Annotated in this window: 12 protein-coding genes; 4 read left to right on the top strand and 8 right to left on the bottom strand. The window is 69.1% G+C overall.

Annotation, left to right across the window (positions count from 1 at the left end; translation table 11 throughout):
* Positions 1-37 precede the first annotated feature (37 nt).
* From U1872_RS09660 to U1872_RS09650, 3 genes are all read left to right on the top strand, one after another.
* On the top strand, positions 38-937 hold the full coding sequence (locus tag U1872_RS09660) for an endonuclease/exonuclease/phosphatase family protein (protein WP_332792663.1): 900 nt from the start codon (positions 38-40) through the stop codon (positions 935-937).
* A gap of 184 nt (positions 938-1,121) precedes the next feature.
* Entirely contained in the window at positions 1,122-2,459 is a 1,338-nt protein-coding gene (locus U1872_RS09655; protein ID WP_332792662.1) for an MFS transporter, read from the top strand.
* A 28-nt stretch (positions 2,460-2,487) separates the two neighbouring features.
* Positions 2,488-2,952, top strand: coding sequence for a MarR family winged helix-turn-helix transcriptional regulator (locus U1872_RS09650; protein WP_332792661.1), 465 nt, complete (start codon positions 2,488-2,490; stop codon positions 2,950-2,952).
* A gap of 62 nt (positions 2,953-3,014) precedes the next feature.
* On the opposite strand, the gene U1872_RS09645 is transcribed toward U1872_RS09650, so the two are convergent.
* The 8 genes from U1872_RS09645 to U1872_RS09610 form a co-directional block, all read right to left on the bottom strand.
* Positions 3,015-5,123: an acetate--CoA ligase family protein gene (locus U1872_RS09645; RefSeq protein ID WP_332792660.1), complete on the bottom strand. Its 2,109-nt coding sequence runs from the start codon at positions 5,121-5,123 to the stop codon at positions 3,015-3,017.
* A 7-nt stretch (positions 5,124-5,130) separates the two neighbouring features.
* On the bottom strand, positions 5,131-5,967 hold the full coding sequence (locus U1872_RS09640) for a p-hydroxycinnamoyl CoA hydratase/lyase (RefSeq protein ID WP_332792659.1): 837 nt from the start codon (positions 5,965-5,967) through the stop codon (positions 5,131-5,133).
* 28 nt (positions 5,968-5,995) lie between these two features.
* Complete coding sequence (locus U1872_RS09635; RefSeq protein WP_332792658.1) at positions 5,996-6,472, bottom strand: DUF3237 domain-containing protein; 477 nt, start codon at positions 6,470-6,472, stop codon at positions 5,996-5,998.
* A gap of 8 nt (positions 6,473-6,480) precedes the next feature.
* A complete protein-coding gene (locus U1872_RS09630; RefSeq protein WP_332792657.1) occupies positions 6,481-7,923 on the bottom strand; it encodes an aldehyde dehydrogenase in 1,443 nt (480 codons plus the stop codon).
* Between the two features lie 116 nt (positions 7,924-8,039).
* Positions 8,040-9,059 carry an aldo/keto reductase gene (locus tag U1872_RS09625; protein ID WP_332792656.1) on the bottom strand — a complete coding sequence of 340 codons (1,020 nt, stop codon included), beginning with the start codon at positions 9,057-9,059 and terminating at the stop codon, positions 8,040-8,042.
* Positions 9,060-9,086: 27 nt separating this feature from the next.
* Positions 9,087-9,965 carry an amidohydrolase family protein gene (locus U1872_RS09620; RefSeq protein ID WP_332792655.1) on the bottom strand — a complete coding sequence of 293 codons (879 nt, stop codon included), beginning with the start codon at positions 9,963-9,965 and terminating at the stop codon, positions 9,087-9,089.
* Entirely contained in the window at positions 9,962-11,029 is a 1,068-nt protein-coding gene (locus tag U1872_RS09615; protein WP_332792654.1) for a 4-oxalomesaconate tautomerase, read from the bottom strand. The genes U1872_RS09620 and U1872_RS09615 overlap by 4 nt, the downstream gene beginning before the upstream one ends.
* The gene (locus U1872_RS09610) at positions 11,022-11,696 is read right to left on the bottom strand and encodes a 4-carboxy-4-hydroxy-2-oxoadipate aldolase/oxaloacetate decarboxylase (RefSeq protein WP_332792653.1); all 675 of its coding nucleotides are present in this window, start codon (positions 11,694-11,696) and stop codon (positions 11,022-11,024) included. Before U1872_RS09610 ends, U1872_RS09615 begins: the two co-directional genes overlap by 8 nt.
* Positions 11,697-11,789: 93 nt before the next feature.
* Here U1872_RS09610 and U1872_RS09605 point away from each other — a divergent pair, with 93 nt between their 5' ends.
* Positions 11,790-12,998, top strand: coding sequence for a LysR family transcriptional regulator (locus U1872_RS09605; protein ID WP_332792652.1), 1,209 nt, complete (start codon positions 11,790-11,792; stop codon positions 12,996-12,998).
* Positions 12,999-13,018: the final 20 nt, after the last annotated feature.

The following is a 13,018-nucleotide window of genomic DNA, read 5'->3' as shown; positions in this document are numbered from 1 at the left end:
CCAGGCGATCGCATCTTCCTCTTAGAGATGATTGTTTATGCGCTTTGCCATGCTGCGGTTCTTCGCGCTGCTTTCGCTGTGTCTGGTCGGGCCCGTCGCGGCGCGCACCCCCGATACGGCCGGCTTGCGGGTGATGACGTTCAACGTCCGCTACCCCAATCCGGACGACGGCGCGAACGTCTGGGCCAACCGACGCGCGCTGTTCGTGCGGACGATCGCCGCGGCCGCCCCCGACATCATCGGGACGCAGGAACTGTTCGCAACGCAGGGCGCCGACATCGTTCGCGCACTCCCCCGCTATGCATGGTTCGGTCGCGACCGGCGGGGCGGGCATGCCGACGAGCATATGGGCATCTTCTACCGGCGCGATCGCCTGAGACTGATCCGGCACGGCGACTATTGGCTGTCGAACACGCCCTCCGTGGTCGGCAGCATGGCCTGGAGCGTGACGTTGCCGCGCATGGTGAATTGGGGCGTTTTCGAAACACGTGGCCGGATCAGGCACCGGTTCGTCCTGTTCGACACGCACTTCGCCCACCGCGACGAAGACGATGGCGCGCGCGAACGCTCGGCAGCGCTCCTGCTCGACCGCCTGGCACCCATCGCCGGCAATCTGCCAATCGTGCTCACCGGCGACATGAATGCGACGCCCGACAGTCCGGCCTATTCGAAGCTCGCGGCGCGGCTGATCGACGCATGGGCAGCCGCGCCCGTTCGCAAGGGCCCGGAGCGCACCTTCCACGACTTCACCGGCCTGCCCGATCGTCGGATCGACTATATCTTCCTGCGCGGTTTCACGGCGCAGCGAGCCGAAGTGCGCACCGATCATGCCGGGAAGATCTTTCCATCGGACCATTTTCCCGTCGTCGCGCAGCTTCGGTTCGGAATGACCGCGACGTCCGATCAACCCGCGTCTCGCCCGCGGCGTCACCCGTGATCGCTCGCGGTTCGTGCCGACCGGCTTGGTCGGCTGCCGCGAGCCGACCCATCAGCGATGCCCTGAGCGACCGGTCTTCTACCGCCGCTGCGTCGCGTTCGTCGCGGTGGTTTCGCGGCGTTGAGGAGGAATGGTTGCAGCGCATAGCAAAGTCGCGCAAGCTTTCTCCAAACAGGAGAGAATGATGACTGACGATCCGCGCGCAACGATCGAGCGTGCGCCCATGTCGCGCTTCCAGTGGATCGTGGTCGCGGTGATGATCGGGCTCAACGCGCTCGACGGGTTCGACGTGCTGTCGATCAGCTTCGCCTCGCCGGGCATCGCGGCGGAATGGGGGATCGATCGCACGGCACTGGGGCTCGTCCTCTCGATGGAGCTGATCGGGATGGCGATCGGCTCGCTGCTGCTCGGCGGCGTGGCGGATCGCTTCGGGCGGCGCGCGACGATCCTCGGCTGCCTGTGCGCGATGGCGTTCGGCATGTTCGGCGCGGCGACCGCGCACGACGTGGTGTCGCTGTCGGGCTGGCGCGTGCTGACCGGGCTCGGGATTGGCGGGATGCTCGCCGCGACCAACGCCGCGGTCGCGGAAGCCGCGAATGGCCAGCGGCGCAGCCTCGCGGTGGTGCTGATGGCGGGCGGCTATCCGGTCGGCACGATCATCGGCGGGCTGATCGCCGCGGTGCTGCTCGGCCACTATGGCTGGCGCGCGGTGTTCGTGTTTGGCGGTGTCGCCACCTTGTGCTTCGTGCCGCTGGTGCTGTGGCGCGTGCCCGAATCGATCGCCTTCGCGCTGCAGCGGCCGGGCCCGGCGACGCTCGCGCGGGTCAACCGCACGCTGGCGCGGATGGGGCATGCGGCGATCACCGCGCTGCCCGCTGCCGCGCCCAAGGCCCGCCGCGCGGGCGTGCTTGCGCTCTTCTCGCGCCGCCACGCCGCGCTGACCGCGCTGATGACGGTCGCCTATCTCGCGCACATCATGACCTTCTACTTCATCCTCAAATGGATCCCCAAGATCGTCGTCGACTTCGGCTTCCCACCGCCGATGGCGGCGGGGGTGCTGGTGTGGGCGAGCGTCGGCGGGGCGCTGGGGTCGCTGACGCTAGGGCTGCTGACGCTGCGCGTGCGGGTCTATTGGCTGACGCTGGTGGCGATGCTCGCCTCGACCGGACTCGTCATCCTGTTCGGCTATCAACGCGGCAGCCTCGGCTGGCTCTCGCTGACCGGCGCGATCGTCGGCTTTGCCACCAATGCCGGGGTGGTCGGCATCTACGCGCTGCTGGCGCAGGCCTATCCGACGCAGCTGCGCGCGAGCGCGACCGGGCTGGTGATCGGGATCGGGCGCGGCGGATCGGCATTGGCGCCGGCGCTGGCCGGATGGCTGTTCGCCGCGGGCTACGGTCTGCCGCTGGTCTCGGCCTTGATGGGCGCGGGGTCGCTCGTCGCGGCGGCGGCCCTGCTCGGCGCGCGGTCTCGCTTTGCGGCGCTGTCGCGCGGGATTGAGCGCCTCGGCGATGTCGATTAGCGTCGCTGCTCGAACTGAGGAGCAAAATTTGGCCGACACCGTGCCGTCACCGACCGAAGATACCGCCAGCCTGGGCGTGCTGGCGGAACTGATCGGCTATCATCTGCGCCGCGCCTCGGCGGTGATGGCGAGCGACTTCGCGCGCGCGCTCGAGGGGACCGGCGTCCGCCAGGTGCTGTTCGGCATCCTGTCGATCGTCGATGCCAATCCCGGTATCAACCAGGGGACGGTCGGGCGGATGCTCGGCATCCAGCGCGCCAACATGGTCGCGCCGGTCAACGAATTGGCCGAGCGCGGCTGGATCGACCGGCAGACCGACCCGGGCGACCGGCGCGCCTTCATCCTGTCGCTGACCGCGGACGGACATGCGATGTTCGTGCAAGCGCTGGCGCAGATTCGCCTCCACGAGGCCAATGTGCTGCGCGATCTCGACGCCGGCGATCACCAGCAGCTGATCGACCTGCTGGCGCGGATCGAGGCACGCGAGGGGTGAGGTTTTACCGACGCTGAGCGCATGAGCGCTTCACCGGGAAAGCGGGTGGAAGGTGTAGCGCTTCAGTCGGCGAGGATCAGCGCGTCGAGCGCGACCGCACCCTTGCCGCGTGGATAGACGACGACCGGGTTGAGGTCGATCTCGCGGATGTTCGGCGCAGCCGCAAGCGCGCGGCCGACCGCGGCGATGATCGCCGCGACCGCGTCGAGATCGAGCGCGGGCGAACTGCGCCAGCCGTCGAGCAGCGCGCCGCTCTTGAGCGTGCGCAGTTCCGCGATGATCGCGTCGGGCGTCAGGTCGGGCGCGAGCAGGCGCACGTCCTGCAGGATCTCGGCCTGCACCCCGCCGAAGCCGACGAGGATCACCGGCCCCCACTCGGGGTCGTTGCGGGCGCCGACGATCAGCTCGACGCCGCGCGCGCCCATCGTCTCGACCAGAACGCCGTCGAGCACGAGCCCGGGCGCGTGGCGGGCGATGTTGGCGTACATCTCGGTCCAACCGCGCGCGACCGCGTCGGCATCGCCGAGGGCGAGGATCACGCCGCCGGCATCGCTCTTGTGGCTGAGCGCGCTGGCCTGCGCCTTGAGCACGACGGGATAGCCGATTTCGTCCGCGATGCGCTGTGCGTCCTCGGGCGAGGTGGCGAGCTCGCCCCTGGAGAAGGCGACGCCGAACGGCGCGAGCAGCGCCTTGGCGCGATATTCGGGAATGACGCCCGCCGGCACCCTGATCGGCGCGGTCGCCTCGGTCTGCGCCGTCTCGAAATCGCGCGCGGCGCGCTCAGCCAAGCGCGCAAGCGCACGGTACGCGCGGTCCGGCGCCGGAAAATAGGGGACGCCCAGCGCGCGCAGTTCGGCGATATAGGCCACGGGCACTGGCGCGCCGTCGTCGAGCCCGGCGAAGATCACCGGCTTGGCGGGCGCGAGCGCGCGGATCGCGGCGATGATCGGCGCGAATTTGAGGTGGCAGGTCGTCTCGTCGGTCTGGATGATCCCGAGCACGATCGCGGCGAAGGCATCGTCCTCGAGCAGCGGGGCGAGCGTCCGGCGATAGAGATCGGGATCGACCAGCGCCTGCGCCGTCAGGTCCATCGGATTGCTGACCGGGATGAAGTCGGGCACCGCAGCGCGCAGGAGCGCGGCGGTCTCGGCGGAGGGCGCGGGCAACGCCAGCCCCTTGGCCTCGCACAGATCGAGCGTCAGCGCCTTGAACGCGCCCGATTCGGTCAGCACCGCCGCACCACCGGCCCGCGGCATTCCGGCGCGATAGAGGATGTCGACGAGGTCGCCGAGCTCCTCGAGCGTCTGCGCGACGATCACGCCGGCGCGCTCGACCTTGGTGCGCATCACCTGCCAGTCGCCCGCCATTGCGCCCGTGTGCGTCGCCGCCGATTCGCGCGCCGCGCTCGACTGGCCGGGGTGGAGCAGCACGATCGGCTTGCCCGCTTTACGCGCCCGCGCCGCCAGCGCGAGGAAGCGCGCGGGCTGGCGGAACTGCTCGACGATCATGGCGATCACCTGCGTGGCGGGATCAGCCAGCAGATGCTCGACATAATCCTCGACGCCCGAGGCCGCCTCGTTCCCGGTCGAGATCGAGAGCGAGATGCCAAGCTCCTTCGCCATCAGCGTGGTCCCGAGCACCACCGCCATCGCGCCCGATTGCGAGACGATGCCGACGCCCTTCGCATCGCGCAGCCGGTACGCCGGCACCTGGACGAAGGTGAGCGGGATCCCGTCGACATAATTGACCATGCCGAGGCAGTTCGGCCCCTCGATCACCATCCCGCTCTCCGCCGCGATCCGCGCGACGGCACTCTGCGCGGCGAGGCCTTCGGCGCCACCTTCGGCAAACCCCGCCGAGAAGATGATCGCCGCGCCGACGCCGCGCGCCGCAAGCGCCTCGACCGCACCCAGCACCGCGCCGCCGGGGATCGCCAGCACCGCCGCATCGACCCCGTCGGGCAACTCGGCGATGCTGGCGAGCGCCTGCCGCCCGCCGATCACCGGTGCCTTGGGGTTGATCAGATGGATCTCCCCCGCAAAGCCGTGGCGCTCGAGATTGGCGAGCACCTGATTGCCGAGCGCGCCGGGTTTCTCCGACGCGCCGACGATCGCGACCGAGCGCGGGCGCAGCAGGCAATCGAGCGCGGTGACGGGGGGGCGGGCGGTCATGCTGTCCTCAGCCCTGGGTCTTGGTCGTGTCGTACGTGCCGAGCCCGGGCTTGTAGCTCTTCTCGTCGATGAACTGGCGGATGCCTTCCTTGCGGCCTTCGCCGTCGAAGCTGTTGGCGGCTTCCTGCGCGCGGATCAGATAGTCCTGCGCATTGTCATAGGTCATCTCGCCGACGCGGCGGACGGCGTCCTTGGTTGCCTTCAGCGCGACCGGGTTCTTGGCGAGCAGCACCTTGGCGACCTCGGTGACACGCTCCTTCAATCGATCGAGCGGGATGGCTTCGTTGACAAGGCCCCATTCGGCGGCGGTGGTGCCGCTGATATTCTCGCCGGTCATCGCGTGGTACATGGCTTTCCGCAGCGGCATCAGCTCGGTCGCGACCTTGGTCGCGCCGCCGCCGGGGAGGATGCCCCAGTTGATTTCGCTGAGCCCGAACTTGGCGTCCTCGGCTGCAAAGGCGAGGTCGCAGCCGAACAGCGGGCCGTAGCCGCCGCCGAAGCACCAGCCGTTGACCATCGCGATCGTCGGCTTCTGATACCAGCGCAGCCGCGCCCACCAGCCATAGCTCTCGCTCTGCGCCTTGCGCGTGCCGGCGAGGCCCTTGGCTTCGGTCTCGCGGAAATATTCCTTGAGGTCCATGCCGGCGGTCCAGGCCGAGCCCTCGCCGGTCAGCACGAGCACGCCGACATCGTCGTGGAATTCGAGCAGGTCGAGCACTTCCATCATGTCGCGGTTGAGCGTCGGCGACATGGCGTTGCGCTTGTCGGGGCGGTTGAAGCTCACCCACGCGATGCGGTCGACGATCTCATAGGCGACGACGCCGTTGCTGCTGGTCTGTGTCATGCGGATACTCCTTTTTGTACAATTGCCGTCACGCGACGGCGAAAACCTGGATTTCGACTTGGGTCGGGCGGCGGATGCCGACGCCGACGAAGACGGTACGCCGCAGCCAGCCATGCGCGCCCTCGGGCACGGTAAAGCGCGGCGTGCTGCGGAAGTAATAGTCGGCTGGATCGACCGGTTCATCGCGCGCGAGCCGCTGCGTGACCGCCTCGCTCGCGACGCGGACGGCCGGGTTGGTGATGCCGATCACCGTGCCGTCGTCGGCGCGGATCGCGTAGCGTGTCTCCAGCAAAGCCAGCCCGTCCGAATGGATCGCCTGCCAGTCGCCGCCGCCCGGCAGCACCACGCCGTTCAGCCGCGGGCCTGCAACGCGCCCGCCGGTGATCGCGATGAAACGCACCTGCCGCCCGTCGACGATCCCCTGCTCCTGCGGCACGGCAACCTCGACGAACAGCGAGAACGCATGCTCGAGACCGGGCGCGACCGGAGGAGGGGACTCCGCCATTGCCATCGTCAGATCGGGAAATGGCCGGGCTGCGTCTCGATCGTGATCCAGCGCAGTTCGGTGAAGCTGTCGATCCCGGCCTTGCCGCCGAAGCGGCCATAGCCCGATCCCTTGACCCCGCCGAACGGCATCTGCGCCTCGTCATGCACGGTCGGCCCGTTGATGTGGCAGATGCCCGACTGGATCTGGCGCGCGACGCGTAAGCCCCGTGCGGTATCACGCGTGAAGACCGCGGCGGACAGGCCGTATTCGGTGTCGTTGGCGAGTGCGATCGCCTCGGCCTCGTCCTTCGCGCGGATCACGCCGACGACGGGGCCAAAGCTCTCGTCGCGGAACAGCCGCATCTCGGGCGTGACCTTGTCGATGACATGCGCCGGCATCAGCACGCCGTTGGCGGTGCCGCCGACGAGCTGCTCGGCACCGTGCGACAGCGCATCGTCGATCAACTCGCGGACATGGTCGACGGTCTTCTGGTCGACCACCGCGCCAAGCGGAGTGGCGCCAGCGCGTGGGTCGCCGACCGGCATGCTGGCGACCTTGTTCTTGAACTTGGCGACGAAGGCATCGGCAACGCTGTCGAGTACGATGATCCGCTCGGTCGACATGCAGATCTGGCCCTGGTTCATGAACGCACCGAACGCCGCGGCCTTGACCGCTTCGTCGAGATCGGCGTCGTCGAGCACGATCAGCGGCGCCTTGCCGCCGAGCTCGAGCAGCACGGGTTTGAGATGCTCGGCGGCGCGCTTGGCGATGATCTTGCCGACCGCGGTCGAGCCGGTGAAGTTGATCCGCTTGACCGCCTTATGGTCGATCAGCGCGCCGACGATCGCGCCGGCATCGGCGGGGGCATTCGTCACGACGCCGACCACGCCCGCGGGAAGCGCTTCCTCGAACGCCTCGACGATAAGGCCGTGCGTGCGCGGGCACTGCTCGGAGGCTTTCAGCACCACCGTATTGCCGCATGCCAGCGGCACCGCGATCGCACGGACGCCGAGGATGATCGGTGCGTTCCACGGCGCGATGCCGAGCATCACGCCGACCGGTTCGCGCAGCGCCATCGAGATGCAGCCGGGCTTGTCGGAGGGGATCACCTCGCCGCTGATCTGCGTCGTCAGCGCGGCGGCCTCGCGCACCATGCCAGCGGCGAGCATCAGGTTGAAGCGCGCCCAGCCTTCGGTCGCGCCGATCTCGCCCATCATCGCCGCGACAAAGGCGTCGGCACGCGATTCGAGCGCGACGGCGGCGTTCATCAGCGCGGCGCGGCGGGCGTTGGGGCCAAGCGCGGACCAGGCGGGGAAGGCGGCGGCGGCGGCGTCGACCACGGCAGCGGCGTCGGCGACGGTCGCCGCGGGCGCGCTGCTGGCGATCTCGCCGGTTACGGGATTGCGCCGCTCGAAGCGGGCGCCGTGCGCCACCTGGTCGCGCGCGAGTGTCGAAGCATCGCTGGCCATCGTCTCTCTCCTTATTGCTATGAGAGATAGCGGAAAGCGAGCGCGGCTGCAATATCGATCGGGGGATCCATGTGCGCGGGTCAGCGGAGCGCCTGCCCCGCCGGCTCGGACCGCAGCTAGGCCGGCTGCGCGGCCAGCTCTTCGTCGGGCAGCAGCTCGGTATCGATCTGTGCCTGCATCGCCGCAGGATAGCGTGCGCCCCTGAGCGCGCCCGCCGGGAACAGCCGGTCGACCGCGGCGACCAGATCCGCTGCGAGCGGGCGATCCGCCGCGGCGATATTCTCGGCGAGATGCGTCAGGCTGGTCGTCCCCGGAATCGGCACGGTGAACGGCCGCTGCGCCAGCACCCAGCCGAGCGCGAGTTGCGCCGGGGTGAGACCGGCCTGCGTCGCGAGCGCATCGAATTGCGCGACGAGCGTGAGGTTGTGCGTCAGCAACGGCGCGACGAAGCGCGGCATCGGGCGGCGGATGTCGCCCTCGGCATAGCTGTCGTCGCGGACCGCGCCCGCGAGCAGCCCACGCGCCACCGGCGAGAAAGCGACGAGCGCGATGCCGAGCTCGGCGCAGGCGTCGAGCACGGCAACTTCGGGATTGCGCACGGCGGGCGAATATTCCGACTGCACCGCTGCGATCGGATGGACCGCGTGCGCACGGCGGATCGTCTCGGCGGACATTTCGGACAGGCCGATCGCGCTGATCTTGCCCGCATCCTTGGCGCGGACGAGGGCGCCGACCGACTCTTCGATCGGCACGTTCCGGTCGAGCCGGTGCATGTAATAGAGGTCGATATGGTCGGTGCCGAGCCGCTGCAGCGCGCCGTCGAGCGTGCGCGCGATCGCGGCGGGCGTGGCATCGAGGATGCGCTTGCCGTCGACCAGGTCGAGCACGCATTTCGACGACAGCGTGAATTCGCGGCGGCGGTGCATCACTGCGCGCCCGATCAGCCGTTCATTCTCGCCGCCGCCATAGAGGGCCGCGGTGTCGAGCAGCGTGTAGCCGAGATCGAGCGCTGCGTTGAGCAACCGCGTGCCGTCCTCGGCGCTTGGCGGGACGCCGTAAGCATGGCTGAGGTTCATGCAGCCGAGCCCGATCGCCGAGACGGTGAACGGGCCGATCGTACGGGTCGGCAAGGTCATGGCAGCTCCGAGGTCAAAAAAGGCGGGTCAGCCCAGTTGCTCGGGCCAATACAGCCGCATCGGATTGTCGACCAGCAGCTTGCGCTGCAACTCGGCAGTCGGAGCGATTCGCGGGATGACATCGACCAGCGTCCCGTCGTCGGGGATGCGATGCTCCATATTGGGGTGCGGCCAGTCGGTGCCCCACAGCACGCGGTCGGGGAAGCGCTCCACCACCGGGCGGATCACCGCGACGAAATCGTCGAATGGCGGGCCCTGCGGTGAGAGGCGTTCGGCGCCCGACACCTTGGTCCAGATGTTGGGGTGATCGTCGAGCAGCTTCACGAAGCGCGTGATGTCTGCGCCGCCGGGGCCTTGCGCGATGTCGGGGCGGCCGAGGTGATCGACCACGATCGTCGTCGGGATCGCGGCGAGGAAGGGCTCGAGCTCCTCGAGGATGTCCGCCTCGAAATAGACGACGACGTGCCAGCCGAGCGGGGCGATGCGGCGCGCGATGTCGAGGAACTTGTCCTTGGGGGCATCGTCGACCAGCCGCTTGAGGAAGTTGAAGCGCACGCCGCGAATGCCGCCGTAGTGGAGCTTCTGGAGTTCGGCATCGTCGATGTCGGGGCTGACCACCGCGACCCCGCGCGCGGCACCGTCCGACTTGGCGATTGCGTTGAGGGTGGCGGCATTGTCGGTGCCGTGGCAGCTCGCCTGGACGATCACGTTGCGCGCAAAGCCGAGCTGGTCGCGGAGCGCGAACAGCATTTCTGGGGTGGCGTCTTCGGGGTGATATTTCGCCTTGGGGCTGAACGGGAAGTCTGCCTCGGGCCCAAACACGTGGACATGCGCGTCGATCGCGCCGGGGGGCGGGACGTAGCTTGGCGTGCTCGGCTGATCGACCCAGGTCTTGGTGCGGCTCATGCGAAAACCTCTCCGTCCATCAATTTGCGCGCGGTGCGCAGCATCCCCGCCTCGACCGGCTGGCCGGCGGCGTCGATCGTCACGACGCATTCGGTGACGCCGCTGGGATGCTCGACGCCGAGCGTCTTGGTGTTGCCCTCGGGCACATGAGCGAGCGCGGCGGCGGGCGAACCTTCGATCAGGCACGCGGTGGCGACGCTGACCGCGCCGAGCACGCCGATCGAGGCATGGACGCGGTGCGGGATGAGCGAACGTACCGCGATCGCGCCGCCGTCCTTGGGGGCTGCGACGAGCATCATCTTGGGGACCGACTTTTCGGTGACGTCGCCGAGGTTCATCAGCGGCCCGGCCTTCAGGCGGATCGCCTCGATCTTCGCCTTCATGGCGTCGTTCGCATCGAGCGTCTCACGGTCCTCATAGCCGATGACGCCGACATCGGCGGCGGCGAAAACGACGCAGGGCATGCCGTTGTCGATCAGCGTGACCGCGACGCCGTCGATCGTGTCGACGCCGTTGCCGGTCGGCAGCAGCGCGCCGCACGACGAGCCGGCGGTGTCACGGAAGGCGAGCGGGATCGGCGCGGCGGTGCCCGGCACCCCGCTGATCGCGGCGGCGCCGTCGTAGCGGACCTGGCCGCCCGGCGTTTGCAGCGTGGCGACGGCGACCTGTTCCGTATTCTCCATGAAGATCGCGGCGCGGGTTTCATCGCCGCTCGGTGTCACTAGTCCGCGCTCGACCGCGAACGGGCCGACGCCGGCGAGCATGTTGCCGCAATTCTGGCTGTCGCTGACGAGCGGCTGGTCGACGAACACCTGGAGGAAGAGATAGTCGACATCGACGCCCTCGCGCGCCGATTTCGAGACGACCGCGACCTTCGAGGTCAGCGGATCGGCGCCGCCCATGCCGTCGATTTGCCGCGGATCGGGCGAGCCCATCACCCGCAGCAGGAACGCGTCGCGCGCCGCGGGATCGGCGGGCAGATCGTCGGCGAGGAAGAACGCCCCCTTCGACGTGCCGCCCCGCATCCACATGCAGCGCACGCCCTGGGCGGCGGGGTCACTCATAGCGCAGCCCCAGCGCTTCGAGCTTGCCGCGCATGTCGTAGATATCGAGCCCGAGCTCACCCGCCGCCAGCCGCTGGCGCTTCGATTCCTCGTTCGCCTCGCGCTTGCGCGCCGCTTCGAGCACCGCCGGCGCGTCGGCGCGCTTGACGACGCAGACGCCGTCGTCATCGGCGACGATCACGTCGCCCGCCTCGATCGCCGCGCCCGCGCAGACCACGGCCACGTTGACCGAGCCCAAAGTCGCCTTGATCGTGCCTTGCGCGAACACCGCCTTCGACCAGACCGGAAAGCCCATCTCCTTCAGGTCGCGCACGTCGCGCACGCCCGCATCGATCACCAGCCCGCGACAGCCGCGTGCCATCGCGCTGGTCGCCAGCAGGTCGCCGAAATAGCCGTCGACACACGGCGAGGTCGGCGCGAGGACGAGGATGTCGCCCTCCTTCAGTTGCTCGATCGCGACGTGGAGCATCCAATTGTCGCCCGGCGGCGACGAGATGGTGACCGCCGACCCGGCGATCCGCGCGCCCGAATAGATCGGCCGCATATAGTGCGCGAGCAGACCGATGCGCCCTTGCGCCTCGTGCACGGTGGCCACGCCGGCATGGGCGAGACCATCGATCACGCTCTGCTCCACCCGCGAAATCTCGCGTACCACGCGTCCAGCCATGCTCACTCTCCTCAGGGGGTCGGAGTGCCCGGCGCAGGCGAAACCCCCAAATCAAATCTCGTGCGCGGCCATAAGTTTATACTATGGGAGGGTATGGCGCACGATCCGCTCGACCTCAATCTCCGCCACCTCCATGCGTTGGCGACCGCGACCGAACTGGGCAGCATCAGCCTTGCGGCCGAGGCGGAGAATCTGTCGCAGCCGGCGCTCACGCAGGGGATCGCCAAGGTCGAGCGGCAGGTCGGCGTCGCCTTGCTCGATCGCCGCGCCGACGGCGTGAGCGCGACCGCGGCGGGCGCTGCGCTGGTGGTGCGGATCCGCGCCGCTTATGCGCGTCTCGCCGAAGCGTCGCGCGCGAGTGCGCGCAGCGGGGCGCGGGGGTTTGCGCGCCCCGAACGATTGATCACCGCGACGCAGTTGCGTGCGTACCTCGCGCTTGCGAATGCTGGCAGCTTTGCGGCGGCGGCGCTGCAGCAGCGCCAGTCGCAGCCGGCGGTCCACCGCGCGGTGCGCGATCTCGAGAGCCTGTATGGCGTGCCTTTGGTCGAGCGGCGTGGCCGCGGCGTGGCGTTGACCCATGCCGGGCGGCGGCTCGCGCGCGGGGCGCGGCTGGCGGTGCTCGAACTCGCCGCGGGGCTGGTCGAGGCGCTGCCAGAGGGGGCTGCCGAGCGGCTCGCGATCGGCGCGATGCCGCTGTGCCGCGCGCTCGTCCTGCCGCATGCAATCGCGGCGTTCGCGCGGAGCGAGGCGCGTGTCACGGTTGACGTGCGCGAGGGATCGTGGCGCGAACTGGTCGATCCGCTGCTCGATGGCGAGATCGACGTGATGATCGGCGCGCTGCGCGAGGTCGCGCCTGCCGGGCTCGAACAGGCGCCGCTGTTCGAGGATCGGCTGGTGATCGTCGGGCGGGTCGGTCATCCGCTCGCCGGTCGCACGCCCGAACCGGCGGACCTGCTGCGCTATCCGTGGATCGTCGCGCCGCATGGATCGCCCTTGCGTACGCTGTGGCAGGGCCTGTTCGCCGACGGTGCGGTGCCGGTGGCGCCGATCGAATGCGGGTCGGTGATGGTGATCCGCGGCGTGCTGCGCGACAGCGATTTCCTGACCTTGCTGTCGCCCGACCAGGTCGCGCCCGAGCTCGCGACCGGCGTGTTGCGCCAGATCGGCGCGCCGATCGCGCAGGCGGTGCGGACGATCGGGCTCTCGGTCCGGCAAAATTGGCGCCCGACGCCCGAGCAGGAGCATTTCCTGCAGCTGCTCCGCGCGGCGGTCCGCGAAACGAGACTTCCGGAAAACCGATAGCAGGTGCCAATTGTGATTGG

Source organism: Parasphingomonas frigoris, from assembly GCF_036663815.1.
Lineage (GTDB): Bacteria > Pseudomonadota > Alphaproteobacteria > Sphingomonadales > Sphingomonadaceae > Sphingomonas.
Note: the sequence above shows the minus strand (reverse complement) of the source record. Positions and strands in the feature narration are given on the sequence as shown.